This is a genomic window from Streptomyces sp. GS7 (genome assembly GCF_009834125.1).
GTDB lineage: Bacteria > Actinomycetota > Actinomycetes > Streptomycetales > Streptomycetaceae > Streptomyces.
This window is the reverse complement of the sequence record NZ_CP047146.1, coordinates 2388874-2406703: the sequence shown is the minus strand read 5'-3', so window position 1 is coordinate 2406703 and position 17830 is coordinate 2388874. Positions and strand designations below refer to the sequence as shown.

Here is a 17830-nt window from a genome sequence, read left to right as displayed (position 1 = left end):
TGACGGACGGAACGTGCCGGTCTTCCACCGAAGACCAATGGTGCGGGGCCGGGAGCGGCGCTCAAGACGCCGGACCCGGCCCCGACAGGGTACGACGGGCCGGGCCCGTCGTCATAGCTGCTACTGATCGCGGAAGCGGACGATCTTCACGAATTCGTCCGCGTCCAGCGCCGCGCCGCCGATCAGGGCGCCGTCGACATCCGGCTGCGCCATGATCGCCGCGACGTTGCCGGACTTGACCGAGCCGCCGTACTGGATGCGGACCTTGTCGGCCAGCTCCTGGCTGTACAGCTCGGCGAGGCGGCCGCGGATGGCACCGCAGACCTCCTGCGCGTCCTCGGGCGTGGCGACCTCGCCGGTACCGATGGCCCACACCGGCTCGTAGGCGATCACGATCGTCTCGGCCTGCGCGGCGGGCACGTCCTTCAGGCCGCCGTCGAGCTGGGCGAGGGTGTACGCGACCTGGTTGCCGGCCTTGCGGACGTCCAAGCCCTCGCCGACGCACAGGATCGGGGTCAGACCGTGCTTGAAGGCAGCCTTGACCTTGGCGTTGCAGATCTCCTCGTCCTCGCCGTGGTACTGGCGGCGCTCGCTGTGGCCGACGGCCACGTACGTGCACTTGAGCTTGGCCAGCATCGCGCCGGAGATCTCACCGGTGTACGCACCGGAGTCGTGCGCCGACAGGTCCTGAGCGCCGTACTTGATCTTGAGCTTGTCGCCGTCGACCAGGGTCTGCACCGAGCGCAGGTCGGTGAAGGGCGGCAGGACCGCGACCTCCACGGCGTCGAAGTCCTTGTCGTTGAGGGCGAAGGCGAGCTTCTGGACGTGGGCGATGGCCTCCAGGTGGTTGAGGTTCATCTTCCAGTTGCCCGCCATCAGCGGGGTGCGGTCACTCACGGTTGTTCAGTCCTCCAGAGCGGCGAGGCCGGGGAGCGTCTTGCCCTCGAGGTACTCGAGGCTGGCGCCGCCGCCGGTCGAAATGTGGCCGAAAGCATTCTCGTCGAAGCCGAGCAGGCGCACCGCGGCGGCCGAGTCGCCGCCGCCGACGACGGTGAAGGCCGACGAGTCCAGCAGCCCCTGCGCGACGGCCTGGGTGCCGCCCGCGTAGTCGGGGTGCTCGAAGACGCCCATCGGGCCGTTCCAGAAGACGGTGCCCGCGTCGGCGAGCTTCGCGGCGTAGAGCTCGCGGGTCTTCGGGCCGATGTCCAGGCCCTCCTTGTCGGCCGGGATGGCGTCCGCGGCGACGACCGCCCAGTCGGCCGGGGCCTTGGTCTTCAGGTCCGGGAATTCGGCCGAAACCAGTACGTCGACGGGGAGCACGAACTCCACACCGCGCTTCTCGGCCTCCGCCAGGTACTCCAGGCAGACCGGGATCTGGTCCTTCTGGAGCAGCGAGATGCCGACCTCGTGGCCCTTGGCCGCCAGGAAGGTGTACGCCATGCCGCCGCCGACCAGGATGCGGTCGGCCTTCTTGAGCAGGTTGTCGATGACGGCCAGCTTGTCGGAGACCTTGGCGCCGCCGAGCACCACCACGTAGGGGCGCTTGACCTCCTCGGTGAGCTTCTTCAGGACACCGACCTCGGTGGCGATCAGGTCGCCGGCGGCGTGCGGCAGCCGCTGGGGGAGGTCGAAGACCGAGGCGTGCTTACGGTGCACGGCACCGAAGCCGTCGCCGACGTAGAGGTCGGCGAGTTCGGCGAGCCGGTCGGCGAAGGCACCGCGCTCGGCGTCGTCCTTGCTGGTCTCACCCGCGTTGAAGCGGAGGTTCTCCAGGACCGCCACCTGGCCGTCGGCCAGTCCCGCGGTCACCTCCCGGGCGGACTCTCCGACCGTGTCGGTCGCGAACGCCACGTTCGTGCCGAGGATTTCACCGAGCCGCTCGGCCGCGGGGGCCAGCGAGAACGCGGGGTCCGGGGCGCCCTTGGGACGGCCCAGGTGGGAGGCGACGATCACCTTGGCGCCCAGCGCGCTGAGCTTGGCGATCGTCGGGGCGACGGCGCGGATCCGGCCGTCGTCGGTGATGGTCGTGCCGTCCAAGGGGACGTTGAGGTCGGCGCGGACGAAGACCCGCTTGCCCGCAACGCCCTCCTTGGCGAGATCGTCGATCGTCTTCATGTGAAGTGACTCCGTTGTAGTCCGTCAAGGGACTTTATCCGCCATGGGACGGGGCCCGTACGACGCGTTCTCGCGCCCTACGGACCCCGTCCTCACATTCCGGTGCCGTGCCCGCCGTCGGGCAGGGTCAGAGCTGGCCGCCGACGAAGACCGTGAGGTCCACGAGACGGTTGGAGTAGCCCCACTCGTTGTCGTACCAGCCGACGACCTTGACCTGCTTGCCCTGGACCATCGTGAGCTGCGAGTCGAAGGTGCAGGAGGCCGGCCAGTTCACGATGTCCGAGGAGACGATCGGGTCCTCGGTGTACTCCAGCACGCCCTTGAGCTGGCCCTCGGCGGCCTTCTGGAAGGCGGTGTTGATCTCGTCCTTGCTGACCTCGCGGTCGAGCTCCAGCACCAGGTCGGTGACCGAGCCGGTGGGGACCGGGACGCGCATGGCGATGCCGTCCAGCTTGCCCTTGAGCTGCGGGAGGACCAGGGCGGTGGCCTTGGCGGCACCCGTCGAGGTCGGGATGATGTTCTCCGCGGCGGCGCGGGCGCGACGCAGGTCCGAGTGCGGGAAGTCCAGGATGCGCTGGTCGTTGGTGTACGCGTGGACCGTGGTCATCATGCCCTTGACGATGCCGAAGTTCTCGTCGAGAACCTTGGCCATCGGCGCCACGCAGTTGGTGGTGCAGGAGGCGTTGGAGATGACGTGGTGGTTGGCCGCGTCGTACTTCTCCTGGTTGACGCCCATCACGATCGTGATGTCCTCGCCCTTGGCGGGCGCGGAGATCAGGACCTTCTTGGCGCCGGCGGCGAGGTGCTTGGCGGCGTCCTCGCGCTTGGTGAAGATGCCGGTGGACTCGATGACGATGTCGGCGCCGAGCTCGCCCCACGGGAGGGCGGCCGGGTCGCGCTCGGCCATCGTCTTGAAGGTCTGGTTGCCGACCGTGATGGTGTCGTCGGTGTGGCTGACCTCGGCGTTGAGGCGGCCCAGGATGCTGTCGTACTTCAGCAGGTGGACCAGGGTGGCGTTGTCGGTCAGGTCGTTGACACCGACGATCTCGATGTCCGCACCCTGCTCCAGGAGCGCGCGGAAGTAGTTGCGACCAATGCGGCCGAATCCGTTGATGCCTACGCGGATCGTCACGAACCGATCTCCTCGTTGGTACGCCGGTTTTGGTTACCGGCGAGCTGTATGGGCTGTCCCCGACCGCCTACGACCCTACCCCCTGGAAGAGACGTACGTGACATTGACATCGGCGCCCAAAGATGCTCAGGTGAGCGGCTTCGAGCCCCTCTGTCGTGCGCGCACACGCGCCGCCCCAGGGCGTCCGCACGCACGCGCCCCCGGCACCCAATGCGGGTGCCGGGGGCGCGTGGGGACGAGGGGCGCTCCGGGTCAGCCGACCATCCCGTCGGCGAGCTCCTCGCTGAGGTTCGATTCGGTGCCCGGGATACCGAGGTCCTGGGCGCGCTTGTCGGCCATCGCCAGCAGCCTGCGGATCCGCCCGGCGACCGCGTCCTTGGTCAGCGGCGGATCGGCCAGGGCGCCCAGCTCCTCCAGCGACGCCTGCTTGTGCTCCATGCGCAGCCGGCCGGCCGCCGCGAGGTGCTCGGGGACCTCTTCGCCGAGGATCTCCAGGGCCCGCTGGACCCGGGCGCCGGCGGCGACCGCGGCGCGCGCGGAGCGGCGGAGGTTGGCGTCGTCGAAGTTGGCGAGGCGGTTGGCGGTGGCCCGGACCTCGCGGCGCATCCGCCGCTCCTCCCAGGCGAGCACCGACTCGTGGGCGCCGAGCCGGGTCAGCAGCGCGCCGATCGCATCACCGTCACGGACGACGACGCGGTCCACTCCACGCACCTCGCGGGCCTTGGCGCCGATGCCGAGCCGGCGGGCCGCGCCGACCAGCGCGAGGGCGGCCTCGGGACCGGGGCAGGTGACCTCCAGGGAGGAGGAGCGGCCCGGCTCGGTCAGCGAACCGTGCGCCAGGAAGGCGCCGCGCCACGCGGCCTCGGCGTCGCAGGTCGCGCCGGAGACCACCTGCGGGGGCAGGCCCCGGATGGGACGTCCGCGGCCGTCGACCAGGCCGGTCTGCCGGGCCAGCTGGTCGCCGCCGGCCACCACGCGGACGACATAGCGGCTGCCGCGCCGCAGCCCGCCGGGGGCCATCACCACCAGGTCGGAGGAGTGCCCGAAGATCTCCAGGATGTCCTTGCGCAGCCGCCGGGCGGCGATGCCCGTGTCCAGCTCCGCCTCGATCACAATGCGGCCACTGACCAGGTGCAGACCACCCGCGAACCGCAGGATCGACGAGACCTCCGACTTCCGGCAGCAGGTCCGGGTGACGGGAAGCCGGGAGATTTCGTCCTTCACCGCAGCCGTCATCGCCATGGGCCGATCCTTCCATGCATCCGAAAAATACGGTCGTACGCGGCTGCCAGCAGTTCCGGGTCGTGCCGGTCGGGAGCTCCGCCGGCACCGGGCCGGGCGTCGTCTCCTTGCGCGGCGACCACGGCCAGCTCGACCTCGCTGCCCACCAGCTGCTTGGCGGCAACCGTCAGACCGTCGATGTCGGGCACCGCGGCCTTGTCGGCCAACACCACGTCGAAGGCGAGTTTAGGGGCGTGTCGGGCCAAAACCTCCAAATGACGCTGCGGGGAGAAGCCATCGGTTTCGCCGGGCTGCGGCGCGAGGTTGAGCGAGAGCACCTTCCGGGCCTTGGTCTCCTCCAGGGCCTCGCGCAGTTCGGGCACCAGCAGATGCGGGATGACCGAGGAGAACCACGAACCGGGGCCCAGCACCACCCAGTCGGCGTCGCGCACCGCGGCGACCGCCTCGGGGACGGCCGGCGGATCCTCGGGGACGACGTGGACGGACTGCACCTCGCCGCGGGTGAGCGCGACGGTGGCCTGGCCGCGGACCGTGGAGATCGCATCCGGGTGCTCCGGCTCCAGGCCCTTGACCTGGGCCTGGAGCTCCAGCGGCACCGCCGACATCGGCAGGACCCGGCCGTGCGCGCCCAGCAGCTTGCCGACCAGGTCCAGCGCCTGGACGTGGTCGCCGAGCTGCTCCCACAGGGCGACGATCAGCAGATTGCCGACCGCGTGGTCGTGGAGTTCGCCCTCGCTCGTGAAGCGGTGCTGGATCACCCGGGCCCAGGTCTGGCCCCAGTCGTCGTCACCGCACAGCGCGGCCAGCGCCTTGCGCAGATCGCCGGGCGGCAGCACCCCCAGCTCGTCGCGGAGCCGGCCGCTGGAGCCACCGTCGTCGGCGACGGTGACCACGGCGGTCAGGTCCCCGGTGATGCGGCGCAGGGCGGCCAGCGAGGCGGACAGGCCCATACCGCCGCCGAGCGCCACCACCTTCGGGGTGGCTCCCTTCGACGTACGGCCGCTGGGGACGAAGCGGCGGACCCTGCGCAGCCGCGGCGTACGGGCGGTCACTCGCGCCCCATGTCCCGGTGGACGACGACCGTTTCGACGCCTTCGGACACCAGCCGGCGGGCCAGCTTCTCGGACATCGCGACGCTGCGGTGCTTGCCGCCGGTGCAGCCCACGGCGATGGTCACATAGCGCTTGCCCTCGCGGCGGTAGCCCTCGGCGACCAGCCGCAGCAGTTCGGCGTACCCGTCCAGGAACTCCTTGGAACCCGGCTGGTTGAAGACGTAGTTCGAGACCTCCTCGTTCAGGCCCGTGAAGGGGCGCAGCTCGGGGACCCAGTGCGGGTTGGGGATGAAGCGGCAGTCGACGACCATGTCGGCGTCGACCGGGAGGCCGTACTTGAAGCCGAACGACATGACCGTGGCGCGGAGTTCGGGGACCTCCTCGCCGGCGAACTGGGCGTCCAGCTTGGCGCGGAGCTCGTGGACGTTCAGGCTGGAGGTGTCGATGACCAGGTCGGCGTCACCGCGCAGTTCGCGCAGCAGATCGCGCTCGGCGGCGATGCCGTCGACGATCCGGCCGTCGCCCTGGAGGGGGTGCGGGCGGCGGACCGACTCGAAGCGGCGCACCAGGGCCTCGTCGGAGGACTCCAGGAAGACGATGCGGCGCTTGACGTTCTGCGCGTCGAGGGTGGCCAGGGATGCCTTGAGGTTGGCGAAGAAGCGACGGCCGCGGACGTCGACGACGACGGCGATCTTGGCGACGTTGCCCTGCGAGCGGGCGCCCAGCTCTACCATCGGCGGGATCAGCTCGGGCGGGATGTTGTCGACGACGAACCAGCCGAGGTCCTCCAGGCACTTCGCGGCCGTGCTGCGGCCGGCGCCGGACATGCCGGAGATGATCACCAGCTCGGGGATCGCGGCGCTCTCGCCCTGGTCGGCTTCGCGCATCGTGCCCGTACTCACCTGTGCACCATCTCTCTCGGAATCTCTCTCGGATCTCTCGGATCGCTCGGGTTCTTGCATGTCGTGCGGTGTGCTGCTCATCGGTCCTGCCCCCGTTCTGCTGACAACGCGGCCGGCGGGGCCTCGTCATCTTCAATGATCTCTCCTGTGGCGGTGTTCACCGCCGGGGCGGACGGCGCCGCCGCGGCCAGCGCCGCGGCGACCGTCTCGGCGGTCTTGCGGCCGACCCCCGGCACCTCGCAGATCTCGTCGACCGTCGCGGCCCGCAGCTTCTTCAACGAACCGAAATGCTTCAGGAGTGCCTGGCGGCGGGTCTCGCCCAGCCCCGCGACGGCGTCGAGCGGGGACGCCTTCAGCCGCTTGGTGCGCTTGCTGCGCTGGTACGTGATCGCGAAGCGGTGCGCCTCGTCGCGGACCCGCTGGAGCAGATAGAGCCCCTCGCTGCTGCGCGGCAGCACGACCGGGTCGTCCTCATCGGGCAGCCAGACCTCTTCGAGGCGCTTGGCCAGGCCGCAGACCGCGACATCGTCGATCCCGAGCTCGTCCATGGCGCGGCGGGCCGCCGCCACCTGGGGGGCGCCGCCGTCGACGACCACGAGCTGGGGCGGATAGGCGAACCGCTTGGGGCGGCCGTCGTCGTCGGTGAGGCGGCCGTCCACGGCGTCCGGGGCGCCATCGACCTCCGTGGGGAGGCCGGTCTCGGCGGGGGCGCCGGTCTCGGCGGGGGCGCCGGTCTCGGCGGGGGCGCCGGCTTCCGTGGGGACGCCGTCGGCCTCCGTGGGGGCGCCGTCGGACGGCTCCTGCGTCCACTCCCCCGACTTCTGCTTCTCCTGGAGGTAGCGCCTGAAGCGGCGGCCGATGACCTCGTGCATGGAGCGCACATCGTCCTGACCCGCGAAGCCCTTGATCTGGAAGCGGCGGTATTCGCTCTTCCGGGCGAGACCGTCCTCGAACACCACCATCGAGGCGACGACGTCATCGCCCTGGAGGTGCGAGATGTCGAAGCACTCGATACGCAGCGGGACCGTGTCCAGGCCGAGGGCCTGGGCGATCTCCTCCAGGGCGCGGGAGCGGGTGGTCAGGTCGGAGGCGCGCTTGGTCTTGTGCAGGGCGAGCGCCTGCTCGGCGTTGCGCCCGACCGTGGCCATCAGGTCCTTCTTGTCACCGCGCTGCGGGATGCGCAGCGAGACCAGGGAGCCGCGGCGCTGGGAGAGCCACTGGGCGATCGGCTCGACCGGCTCGGGCAGCGCCGGGACCAGCACCTCCTTCGGAACCGCGTCGCCCTGCTCCTCCCCGTACAGCTGCTGGAGGGCGTGCTCCACGAGGCCGGCGGTGGTGACGGCCTCGACCTTGTCGGTGACCCAGCCGCGCTGGCCGCGCACCCGGCCGCCGCGGACGTGGAAGATCTGGACGGCGGCTTCGAGTTCGTCCTCGGCGACGGCGATCAGGTCGGCGTCGGTGGCGTCGGCGAGCACCACGGCGCTCTTCTCCATCGCCCGCCGGAGCGCGCCTATGTCGTCCCGCAGCCGGGCGGCGCGCTCGTACTCCATCTCCTCGGCCGCCTCCTGCATCCGGCGCTCCAGGCGACGGAGGTACGCGCCGGTGCGGCCGGCCATGAAGTCGCAGAACTCCTCGGCGAGTTCGCGGTGCTCCTCAGGAGAGATCCGGCCGACGCAGGGGGCCGAGCACTTGCCGATGTAGCCGAGCAGGCAGGGGCGGCCGATCTGGGCGGAGCGCTTGAAGACGCCCGCGGAGCACGTCCTTACGGGGAAGACGCGCAGCATCAGGTCGACGGTCTCGCGGATGGCCCAGGCGTGCCCGTACGGGCCGAAATAGCGCACGCCCTTCTTCTTGGCGCCGCGCATCACCTGGACGCGGGGGAACTCTTCGTTGAGCGTCACCGCGAGATACGGATAGCTCTTGTCATCGCGGTACTTGACGTTGAACCGGGGGTCGAACTCCTTGATCCAGGTGTATTCGAGCTGGAGCGCCTCGACCTCGGTGGAGACCACGGTCCACTCGACGGACGCGGCGGTGGTGACCATCGTGCGCGTACGCGGATGGAGGCCGGCCAGGTCCTGGAAGTAGTTGGCCAGGCGCTGGCGCAGGCTCTTGGCCTTGCCGACGTAGATGACCCGGCCGTGCTCGTCGCGGAATTTATAGACCCCCGGCGAGTCGGGGATCTGTCCCGGCTTGGGTCGGTAGCTGCTGGGGTCTGCCATGCCCACCACCCTACTGACCGCCACTGACAATCACGGCGCCAGTCGGCGGGGGTGGGGGTGGGATGGGGAGGGGCGGAGGGGGAGGAGGAGGGGGTTCGGGGGCGGGGTGGGGTGGGGATTGTGGTGGGGCGGGTGGTGGGTTCGGGGCGGGCTCGGGTCCCCCCACCCCCGAACCCACCCCCCGCCCCCTCCCCCCGAAGGGGGAGGAGGGGGAGGGGGCGGGGGAAGAATCCGGCCGGTGGCCGAGCGGCCGGCCTCCCGCCCCCGCCGCCCCCCTTCAACGGCGCCTCAGCAGCGCCTCAGCGCTTCTCCGACCCCCCTCAGCGCTCCTCCCTGCGCCGCCGCAGGGCCGCAGCGCCCGACAGGCCCAGGGCGAGCAGGGCCGCGACGCCCGCCACAGTGGAGGCGGCGGCGACCGGGATGCTGTCGCCGGCCACGGTGTCGGCCTCGACGGGCGCGCCGGGGCTGCCCGCGGCCCGGGCGGCGGCATCCGCTGCGGGGCCCTGCGCGGCCTTCGGGCCGTAGCCGCCCGCCTCGCCCCGCTTGTCGTACGCGGAGCCGGGGAGCTTGTCGCCGTACGCCTTCTCGACGCGCTTCCGGTAGGCCGCGACGGTGGTTCCGCGGTCGCCCACGGCCTTGCGGGCCGCCGCGTCCAGGGGCTCGATGCGGTCGCCGCGCTGGACGTACCAGGCGTCGATCTGCGGCTCGTGGAAAACCGTTCCCGCGGCGTCCCGGGCGGCCCCGGCCGCGGCGTAGCGGGTCTCGTCGTCGCCGCTGGCGATGTTGACGACCGTCCACGCGGTACCCCGCTGCACGGTCCACACGGACGCCGTGCGGCCGTCACCGGCGACCGCCTTGCTGGCGAGGAACTCCAGGCGGGCGACGGGGGCGTCGGCCTTGCCGCGGACGAAGTCCGGCGACAGGACGTAGACCGGGACGGTGGCGCCCTCGATGTGCGGGGCGGTGCGCGCGGGCACCGCGGCGCGAGAGCCGCCGCGGGCCTTGTCGGCGGCGAAGAAGCGGGTAAGCTCCGCCACGGTCGCGGGGGCGGCGGCCACATCGTGGGCGGCGGCCACGCTCGCGCGGACCGGGACCGGCGGGGCGGGCACCTGGGCGGCCAGCGCGGTGCACGGGGCGAGGCCGACGAGGGCGGCGGCGAGCGTCCCCGTGGCGGCGGCACGTACGGCGATGCGCTTCGTCATGGCCTCAGGCTCCTATCCGGTAGAGGGAGTGCGTCCAGGAGAAGGAGCTGCCGTTCACGTAGTAGTCGAAGTCGCCCCAGTTGTACCGGTTGTTGGAGGCCCATGGGTCGCCCCAGTACACCCAGTTCCTCGACGTGTCGTAGCCGTAGAGGACGTGCATGTGGCCGCCGCCGGAGGACCACTGGATGCGGGTCTCGATGGGGCGGTTGGCGTTGATCTCGTTTTGCACGGTGCCGTAGCGGAGATAGCCGGTCACATACGAGCCAGAATTGATGCCCATCCAGTCGAATGCGGTCTGCACATTTCCGAGCGTGGCCTGGTTGTTGGGGCAGTCGGTGCCCTGCTGACGGTCGAAGGCGGCGTTGCAGAACTGGGTCTGGCTGTAGTTCCGGCCGAACCAGGACGCGATGGTGTTGCCGGATCCGGCCCAGCACCAGTTGGTCTTCTGCTGGGCCTGCATGCTGATGTCGAGGCGGTTGGCGGCCTGCGGAGCGGCGGCCGCCGTCCCGGGGAGCGCGGCCAGCGCCGCCGCGGTGAGCGCCGCGGCCGACAGCCATCTGCGGCGCGAACGGCGGACGAGGGGTGCACGGGTCATGGCGTTCCTCCCGAACGTGGGGTGAGGGGGAGAGGAGCGCATCCGGATGCTGCTGAGGAGCATCGGGTGTTGTCGCAGGCAGGTCAACACGCTTCAATGCGAGGTGACATGGGGGTGTGGACGAACGGGCCTGGGTGTGAACGGCCGGTGCCCGGCGTACTGCAGTGAAACGGTAGGGAGAGCGCGCGCCGTGTGAACCGGTTGTGAACGTTCACCCGCGCGCCGGAGGATCGAGGCAATGGCACAAAACACTCCCGACATCGCACAGAACACTCCCGATATCGCACACAACACCCCCGAATCGGCCGAACTGGCACAACTGCTGCGTACCGGTCCGTTCCATCTGGCCCTGCGCAGCGCGCTCACCGCACGCGGTCTCGCGCTCACCCGCGTCCAGCACAAGCTCGCCCAGCGCGGGATCAACATCGGAGTGACCAGCCTCAGTTACTGGCAGCAGGGCGCACGCCGGCCGCAGCGCCCCGAGTCACTGCGGGCGGTGCGCGCCCTGGAGGAGGTCCTCGGGCTGCCCGCACGGTCGCTGCACCGCCTCCTGGTGCCCGAGGACGGCACCCACCCGGAGGCCGGGCGGCCGGCCGCCCGCACCTACCGCTCGCTGGTGGCGCCGGCCGGCTCCCTCCAGCAGCTGTTCGCCGAGCTGGGGACCCCGGCGGACGGCGGACTGCACACCGTGGGGCACCACGAGCGGGTACGGATCGGGGCACACCGCGAGCTGAGCGAACGGGAGTCGCTCCAGGTGGTGCGCGCCCACCGGGACGGTGTCGACCGCTACATCGCCATCCACCGCGGCGACGCGGGCTGCGATCCGGCCCGGGTGCGGGTGCGGGCCGCGGACAACTGCCGGCTGGGGCGGGTGCGCGGCGACGCGGAGACCGGGGTGGTGGTCGCCGAGCTGCTCTTCGACACCCGGCTGCGCGCCGGGGACACCCATGTCTTCGGCTACGCCTTCGAGGACGGCAGCGGCGGCCCGAGCGCCGAGTACGTGCGCGGTTTCAGCTTTGCCGGCGGCCAGTACGTCCTCCAGGTGCGCTTCGACGAGGCGGCGCTGCCGGTGCGCTGCCACCGCTTCACCCAGGCGTCGGCCGGCGCCCCGCGCGGCGGCCGGCAGGAGCTGACGCTCAGCGGGCGGCACCACGCCGTCCACGTGGTGGAGCAGGGCGTGCGGCCCGGAATCGTGGGGATCGCCTGGGACTGGAGGTGAGCCGGGCGGCGCGCCCCGTACGGCCGCTCAGCCGGCGATCAGCTTGCCGCCCTGGGCCTTGACCGGCACCTCCGGCAGCGGCTCGGCCGCCGGGCCCTGGATGACCTGGCCGGTGGTCACGTCGAAGCGGCTGCCGTGGCAGGGGCAGCTGCCCTCCTTCTTCTGGACCTCGGACAGGATGCAGCCGGCGTGGGTGCACTTGGCGCTGAAGCACTTGAACTCGCCCTTGGCGGGCTGCGAAACGACCAGCCGGTCCTCGCGGTAGAGCTTGGCGCCGCCGACCGGGACATCGGCGGCGGCCCCCAGATCGACCGGCTTGGTGGGCACCGCCGACGCGTCCGCGCCCGAGCCCCCCGACGAGCAGGCCGCCAGCCCGAAGCCGGCGGCACCGGCGAGCGCGGCCCCGCGCAGTACGGTTCGGCGGGCGGGGGGCTGGCTCATGGCTGCTCCAGGAGGGCGCGGGGCGGCGGCTGCCGTCAGTGGATTCCGGTCCCCGACGATACCGGCACGGACTCCCCCGCCTCCGCGGGGCCCCGGCGCCCGCCGAGCGGCTCCTCCCCCGACGCCGCGGTGTCGCCGCGCAGCCGGGTCGGCACCGTGCGGGTCTCCGCGCTGCGCCGCGTTCCCACCGACCGGCGCGGGCTGTAGAGGAACCAGACCAAACGTAAACGCTTACGCAAGCGTTTACGTTTGGTCTCCGACGGACGTACTGTGAGGGACTTCGGCCGGCGGACGCGACCTGTGTGCCGTCCGCTCCGAGTCGGGGAGGGAAGAGCCGGATGACGACGATGGTGGATGTGGCACGGTGCGCGGGCGTCTCCGTCGCCACGGTCTCGCACGTGCTGAACGACACCCGGCCGGTGCGCCCCGGCACCCGGGCCGCGGTGCTGGCCGCCATCGACGAACTCGGCTACACCCACAACACCCTCGCCCGCTCGCTGGTCACCTCCCGCACCCGCTCCATCGGCCTTGCGGTGTCCGCGATCAGCAACCCGTACTTCACCGAGATCCTCCAGGGCGTCGAGGCCGGCGCCCTGGAGGCCGGCCACAGTCTGCTGATCGCCGATCCGCACGACGATCCGCGGCACGAGCGCACGGTCGTCCGGCTGCTGCACGAGCGGCGGGTGGACGGCATGATCGTCGCGCCGTCCGCGGAACCCGCCGAGATGGTCGGGTACCTGGCCCGGCGCAAGGTGCCCACCGTGTTCCTCGACCGGCTGGTCGGCGACGGCCACGACCAGGTCTGCGCCGAGAGCACCGGCCCGGTGCGCCAACTCGTCGAGCACCTCGCCGACTTGGGGCACACCCGGATCGGCCTGGTCGCCGGGCTGCCCGGCCTGAGCACCACCACCGAGCGGGTCCGGGGCTACCGCGAGGGGCTGCGCGCCCGCGGGCTGCCGTTCGTGCCCGAGCTGCTGGCCGGCGGCAACTCCGAGGCGGCGGGCGCCCAGGACGCCACCCGCCGGCTGCTCGCCTCATCGCAACCACCCACCGCGATCATCACCGCCAACAACGCGATGACGATCGGCGCCCTCCAGGCCCTGCACGACCTGGGCCTGGAGGTGCCCCGCGACATCGCCCTGGCCTGCTTCGACGACTTCTCCTGGGCGGATCTCTTCACGCCCCGGCTGACCGCGATCGCCCAGCCCAGCAAGGAGCTGGGGGCCGCGGCGGTCCGACTGCTGCTGGCACGTCTGGACGACCCGGACCGGCCGCCCCGTACCGTCCGCCTGCCCTGCGCGTTCGTGCACCGCACGTCGTGCGGCTGCCCCGAACCCGCTCCGTCCGCCATGCCCCCGGCCGGCTCCCCGGCCGCTGAGGAAAGGACCCGCACCCCGTGATCGTCGTCGCCGGCGAGGCGCTGATCGACCTCGTACCCAGCCAGCAGGAACCTTCCCCGCAAGGCCAGTTGCCGGCGCTGCTGCCGCGGCGCGGCGGCGGTCCGTACAACACCGCGATCGCACTGGGGCGGCTGGGCTCGCCCACCGCGTTCTGCTCGCGGGTCTCGACCGACGCCTTCGGGGAGTCGCTGCTGCACGGGCTGCGCGGCAGCGGGGTGGACACCTCGCTGGTGCAGCGCGGCCCGGAGCCGACCACGCTCGCCGTCGCGGACATCAGCGCGGACGGCTCGGCCGGTTACGGCTTCTACGCCGACGGCACCGCCGACCGGCTCTTCACTCTGCCGCCCGCGCTGCCCGAAACGGTCCGGGCGCTCTCGCTGGGCACCTGCTCACTGGTGCTGGAGCCGGGCGCGAGCGCGTACGAGGCGCTGCTCCAACGGGAGGCGCGGCGCGGGGTGTTCACCGCGCTGGATCCCAATGTCCGGCCCGGTCTGATCCTCGATCCGGACGCCTACCGGGCCCGCTTCCACTCCTGGCTGCCCCACCTCTCGCTGCTCAAGCTGTCCGAGGAGGACGCGCTGTGGCTGGCGGGGGCGGAGACCGGCGCCGGCCGGGACGCGGACCGGGCCGCGGTCACCGCTGCCGCCCGGCGGTGGCTGTACGCGGGGCCCGCGGCGGTCGTGATCACCCGGGGCGGCGACGGGCTCGCGGTGGTGACGCAGGGCCACGAGGTGCTGACGGTGCCCGGTGAGCGGGTCGCCGTCGTCGACACCATCGGCGCGGGCGACACCGTCAACGCGGCGCTGCTGCACCGGCTGGCGGCCCATGACGCGCTGGCGTACGGCCCGCTCGCCTACCTCGCCGCCGACGCCTGGGAGGACGTCCTCCGCTTCGCCGCCCGCGCCGCCGCAGTCACCTGCTCGCGGGCGGGGGCGGAGCCGCCGTTCGCCGCGGAGCTGGCGGCGTAGCGGCGGCCCGACGGGCGGGCCCGGGACGCGCCACGGGGGTGGAGCCGGGTCCTGCCCGGCTCCGCCCCCGTGACTGACGGTGCGTCAGGATTCCCTGCGGGCCCGCGTCGTCGTCTTCTTGGCGGCGGCCTTCTTCGCCGCCGGCTTGGACGCGGCGGCCCCGGCGGCGGCCGACCTGGTCACGGTCTTCTTCGCCGCGGCGTTCGCGGCCACCGTCTTCTTCGCGGCGGGCTTCCGGGCGGCCGGCTTCTTGGCCGTCCCGGTCACCGGCGCCGCGTCGCTGACCCGGTCGCCGAGGATCTCCCGCAGGAACTTGCCGGTGTGGCTGGCCGGGATCGAGGCGATCTGCTCCGGGGTGCCCTCGGCGACGACCGTGCCGCCGCCGTTGCCGCCCTCGGGGCCCATGTCGATGACCCAGTCCGCGGTCTTGATCACATCGAGGTTGTGCTCGATGACGATGACCGTGTTGCCCTTGTCGACCAGCCCGGACAGCACCTTGATGAGCTTGCTGATGTCGTCGAAGTGCAGACCGGTGGTCGGCTCGTCGAGGACGTAGACGGTGCTGCCGGTGGAGCGCTTCTGGAGCTCGCTGGCCAGTTTGACGCGCTGCGCCTCACCGCCGGAGAGGGTCGGCGCGGACTGGCCGAGCCGGACGTAGCCGAGGCCGACCTCATGGAGCGTCCTGAGATGCCGGGCGATGGTCGGCACCGCCTCGAAGAAGCTCAGCGCCTCCTCGATGGGCATGTCCAGCACCTCGGCGATGGACTTGCCCTTGTAGTGGACCTCCAGCGTCTCGCGGTTGTAGCGCGCGCCGTGGCAGACCTCGCACGGTACGTACACATCCGGCAGGAAGTTCATCTCGATCTTGATCGTGCCGTCGCCGGAGCAGTTCTCGCAGCGGCCGCCCTTGACGTTGAAGGAGAAGCGACCCGGCAGATAGCCGCGGACCTTCGCCTCCATCGTCTCCGCGAAGAGCTTGCGGACGTGGTCGAAGACGCCGGTGTAGGTCGCCGGGTTGGAGCGCGGGGTGCGGCCGATCGGCGACTGGTCGACATGGACGACCTTGTCGACCAGGTCGTCGCCGGCGACCCGTGTGTGCCGGCCGGGCACCGACTTGGCGCCGTTGAGCTCGCGCGCGAGGTGGGTGTACAGGATGTCGTTGACCAGCGTCGACTTGCCGGATCCGGAGACGCCGGTGACGGCGGAGAGCACTCCGAGCGGGAAGGAGACGTCGATGTCGCGGAGGTTGTTCTCCTTCGCGCCGTGGACCGTCAGCTGCCGGGCCGGGTCGGCGGGGCGGCGGATGTCGGGCGTCGCGATGGCCTTCTTGCCGGACAGATACTGGCCGGTGATCGACTCCTTGTTGGCCAGCAGCTGCTTCATCGGGCCGCTGTGGACGACCTTGCCGCCGTGCTCGCCGGCGCCCGGGCCGATGTCGACGACCCAGTCCGCGACCTTGATGGTGTCCTCGTCGTGCTCCACGACGATCAGGGTGTTGCCCATGTCGCGCAGCCGCACCAGGGTCTCGATCAGCCGGTGGTTGTCGCGCTGGTGCAGGCCGATCGACGGCTCGTCGAGGACGTAGAGCACGCCCACCAGGCCGGAGCCGATCTGGGTGGCGAGGCGGATGCGCTGGGCCTCGCCGCCGGAGAGGGTGCCGGCCGCGCGGTTCAGCGAGAGGTAGTCGAGGCCGACGTCGACCAGGAACTTCAGCCGCTCGTTGACCTCCTTGAGGACCCGCTCGGCGATGGTCTTCTCGCGGGCGTTCAGCTTCATCGAGCGCAGGAAGTCGGCGCAGTCGCTGATCGACATGGCCGCGACCTCGGCGATCGACTTCTCCTGGACCGTCACGGCGAGCACGATCGGCTTGAGCCGCGTCCCCTCGCACGTCGGGCAGGGCACCTCGCGCATATAGCCCTCGAAGCGCTCCCGGCTGCTGTCGCTCTCCGCTTCGCTGTGCCGCCGCTTGACGAACGGCACGGCGCCCTCGAAGGCGGTGGTGTACGCCCGCTCGCGGCCGTAGCGGTTGCGGTAGCGCACCTCGATCTGGGTCTTGTGGCCGTACAGCAGGGCCTTCTTGGCGCGCTGCGGCAGCCCGGCCCACGGGATGTCCGTACGGAATCCGAGGGCGTCGGCGAGCGCGCCGACCAGCCGGCCGAAGTAGTCCTTGGTGTGGCCGCCGGACCAGGGGTGGATGGCGCCCTCGTCCAGAGAGCGGTCCTCGTCGGGGATGATCAGCTCGGGGTCGACCTCCATGCGCGTGCCGATGCCGGTGCAGTCCGGGCAGGCGCCGAAGGGCGAGTTGAACGAGAAGGAGCGCGGCTCCAGCTCCTCGAAGGAGAGGTCGTCGTAGGTGCAGTAGAGGTGCTCGGAGTACATCCGCTCGCGCTGCGGGTCGTCGGCGTCCAGGTCGACGAAGTCCAGGATGACCATGCCGCCGGAGAGCCCGAGGGCGGTCTCGACGGAGTCGGTGAGCCGCCGCTTGGCGCTCTCCTTGACCGTGAGGCGGTCGACGACCACCTCGATGGTGTGCTTCTCCTGCTTCTTCAGCTTCGGCGGCTCGGCGAGATGGATCGTCTCCCCGTCGACGCGGGCGCGGCTGTAGCCCTTGGTCTGGAGGTCGGAGAAGAGGTCGACGAACTCGCCCTTGCGCTCGCGCACCAGCGGGGAGAGCACCTGGAACCGGCTGCCCTCGGGGAGCTCCAGGACCTTGTCGACGATGGCCTGCGGCGACTGCCGGGCGATCGGCCGCCCGCACTCGGGGCAGTGCGGCTTGCCGATACGGGCGAAGAGCAGCCGGAGGTAGTCGTAGACCTCGGTGATCGTGCCGACCGTCGAGCGCGGGTTGCGCGACGTCGACTTCTGGTCGATCGAGACCGCGGGGGACAGGCCCTCGATGAAGTCCACATCGGGCTTGTCCATCTGCCCGAGGAACTGCCGGGCGTAGGAGGAGAGCGACTCGACATAGCGCCGCTGCCCCTCGGCGAAGATCGTGTCGAAGGCGAGCGAGGACTTGCCCGACCCGGAGAGCCCCGTGAAGACGATGAGGGAGTCGCGGGGGAGGTCGAGCGAGACGTTGCGGAGGTTGTGCTCGCGAGCGCCACGGACGATGAGACGGTCGGCCACGCCGGTCGGCACCTTTCTTGGAGAGGGGCGGGAGCCGCGGGGCTGCGTCCGCCGCACGGTGAATGAGCAGAGGCGGCGGAGCGGAGCGGGGCCCCCGACCAAGGGTAGGGGGGCCTCCACGGCAGTGTCTGTGTGATGCCATACACGAGCCTATAGCACGCGCATTCGATTTACGGGCCTCGCAAGCCCTCTTCACCCAAACGTGTGGCGACCC

15 protein-coding genes are annotated in these 17830 nt (G+C 71.4%); 3 read left to right on the top strand and 12 right to left on the bottom strand.

What is annotated here, in order from left to right; genetic code table 11:
• Positions 1-120 precede the first annotated feature (120 nt).
• From tpiA to GR130_RS10285, 9 genes are all read right to left on the bottom strand, one after another.
• A complete protein-coding gene (gene tpiA / locus GR130_RS10325; RefSeq protein ID WP_159504434.1) occupies positions 121-897 on the bottom strand; it encodes a triose-phosphate isomerase in 777 nt (258 codons plus the stop codon).
• Between the two features lie 6 nt (positions 898-903).
• Entirely contained in the window at positions 904-2115 is a 1212-nt protein-coding gene (locus GR130_RS10320; RefSeq protein ID WP_159504433.1) for a phosphoglycerate kinase, read from the bottom strand.
• 127 nt (positions 2116-2242) lie between these two features.
• Positions 2243-3247, bottom strand: coding sequence for a type I glyceraldehyde-3-phosphate dehydrogenase (gene gap, locus GR130_RS10315; protein WP_159504432.1), 1005 nt, complete (start codon positions 3245-3247; stop codon positions 2243-2245).
• A gap of 252 nt (positions 3248-3499) precedes the next feature.
• A complete protein-coding gene (whiA, locus tag GR130_RS10310; RefSeq protein ID WP_159504431.1) occupies positions 3500-4489 on the bottom strand; it encodes a DNA-binding protein WhiA in 990 nt (329 codons plus the stop codon).
• Positions 4480-5541 carry a gluconeogenesis factor YvcK family protein gene (locus tag GR130_RS10305; protein WP_159504430.1) on the bottom strand — a complete coding sequence of 354 codons (1062 nt, stop codon included), beginning with the start codon at positions 5539-5541 and terminating at the stop codon, positions 4480-4482. The genes whiA and GR130_RS10305 overlap by 10 nt, the downstream gene beginning before the upstream one ends.
• Positions 5538-6503, bottom strand: coding sequence for an RNase adapter RapZ (rapZ, locus tag GR130_RS10300; protein WP_236573942.1), 966 nt, complete (start codon positions 6501-6503; stop codon positions 5538-5540). Before rapZ ends, GR130_RS10305 begins: the two co-directional genes overlap by 4 nt.
• A 17-nt stretch (positions 6504-6520) precedes the next feature.
• Positions 6521-8665 (bottom strand): excinuclease ABC subunit UvrC, encoded by a 2145-nt coding sequence (uvrC, locus tag GR130_RS10295; RefSeq protein WP_159504429.1) that lies wholly within the window; start codon positions 8663-8665, stop codon positions 6521-6523.
• Positions 8666-8985: 320 nt separating this feature from the next.
• Positions 8986-9867 (bottom strand): hypothetical protein, encoded by an 882-nt coding sequence (locus GR130_RS10290; protein WP_159504428.1) that lies wholly within the window; start codon positions 9865-9867, stop codon positions 8986-8988.
• A gap of 4 nt (positions 9868-9871) precedes the next feature.
• Positions 9872-10462: a papain-like cysteine protease family protein gene (locus GR130_RS10285; protein ID WP_159504427.1), complete on the bottom strand. Its 591-nt coding sequence runs from the start codon at positions 10460-10462 to the stop codon at positions 9872-9874.
• Positions 10463-10700: 238 nt separating this feature from the next.
• Here GR130_RS10285 and GR130_RS10280 point away from each other — a divergent pair, with 238 nt between their 5' ends.
• Entirely contained in the window at positions 10701-11681 is a 981-nt protein-coding gene (locus tag GR130_RS10280; RefSeq protein WP_236572965.1) for a hypothetical protein, read from the top strand.
• A gap of 27 nt (positions 11682-11708) precedes the next feature.
• Here GR130_RS10280 and GR130_RS10275 read toward each other — a convergent pair whose 3' ends face one another.
• Together GR130_RS10275 and GR130_RS10270 are read right to left on the bottom strand one after the other, a co-directional pair.
• Complete coding sequence (locus GR130_RS10275; RefSeq protein WP_159504426.1) at positions 11709-12122, bottom strand: Rieske (2Fe-2S) protein; 414 nt, start codon at positions 12120-12122, stop codon at positions 11709-11711.
• A gap of 35 nt (positions 12123-12157) precedes the next feature.
• Complete coding sequence (locus GR130_RS10270) at positions 12158-12361, bottom strand: hypothetical protein (protein WP_159504425.1); 204 nt, start codon at positions 12359-12361, stop codon at positions 12158-12160.
• A gap of 99 nt (positions 12362-12460) precedes the next feature.
• On the opposite strand from GR130_RS10270, the gene GR130_RS10265 reads away from it, so the two are divergent.
• Both GR130_RS10265 and GR130_RS10260 read left to right on the top strand, forming a co-directional pair.
• Positions 12461-13522 carry a LacI family DNA-binding transcriptional regulator gene (locus GR130_RS10265; RefSeq protein WP_159504424.1) on the top strand — a complete coding sequence of 354 codons (1062 nt, stop codon included), beginning with the start codon at positions 12461-12463 and terminating at the stop codon, positions 13520-13522.
• Positions 13519-14490 (top strand): carbohydrate kinase family protein, encoded by a 972-nt coding sequence (locus tag GR130_RS10260; RefSeq protein WP_159504423.1) that lies wholly within the window; start codon positions 13519-13521, stop codon positions 14488-14490. Before GR130_RS10265 ends, GR130_RS10260 begins: the two co-directional genes overlap by 4 nt.
• Before the next feature lie 84 nt (positions 14491-14574).
• Here GR130_RS10260 and uvrA read toward each other — a convergent pair whose 3' ends face one another.
• Positions 14575-17616, bottom strand: a complete 3042-nt coding sequence (uvrA, locus tag GR130_RS10255; RefSeq protein WP_159504422.1) for an excinuclease ABC subunit UvrA — start codon at positions 17614-17616, stop codon at positions 14575-14577.
• Positions 17617-17830: the final 214 nt, after the last annotated feature.

Coding starts and splice junctions, on each gene's coding strand:
- GR130_RS10275 (WP_159504426.1), bottom strand. CDS start 12,122: ATGAGCCAGCCCCCCGCCCGCCGAACCGTACTGCGCGGGGCCGCGCTC.
- GR130_RS10320 (WP_159504433.1), bottom strand. CDS start 2,115: ATGAAGACGATCGACGATCTCGCCAAGGAGGGCGTTGCGGGCAAGCGG.
- uvrC (WP_159504429.1), bottom strand. CDS start 8,665: ATGGCAGACCCCAGCAGCTACCGACCCAAGCCGGGACAGATCCCCGAC.
- GR130_RS10265 (WP_159504424.1), top strand. CDS start 12,461: ATGACGACGATGGTGGATGTGGCACGGTGCGCGGGCGTCTCCGTCGCC.
- whiA (WP_159504431.1), bottom strand. CDS start 4,489: ATGGCGATGACGGCTGCGGTGAAGGACGAAATCTCCCGGCTTCCCGTC.
- rapZ (WP_236573942.1), bottom strand. CDS start 6,503: ATGCAAGAACCCGAGCGATCCGAGAGATCCGAGAGAGATTCCGAGAGA.
- GR130_RS10280 (WP_236572965.1), top strand. CDS start 10,701: ATGGCACAAAACACTCCCGACATCGCACAGAACACTCCCGATATCGCA.
- GR130_RS10285 (WP_159504427.1), bottom strand. CDS start 10,462: ATGACCCGTGCACCCCTCGTCCGCCGTTCGCGCCGCAGATGGCTGTCG.
- GR130_RS10290 (WP_159504428.1), bottom strand. CDS start 9,867: ATGACGAAGCGCATCGCCGTACGTGCCGCCGCCACGGGGACGCTCGCC.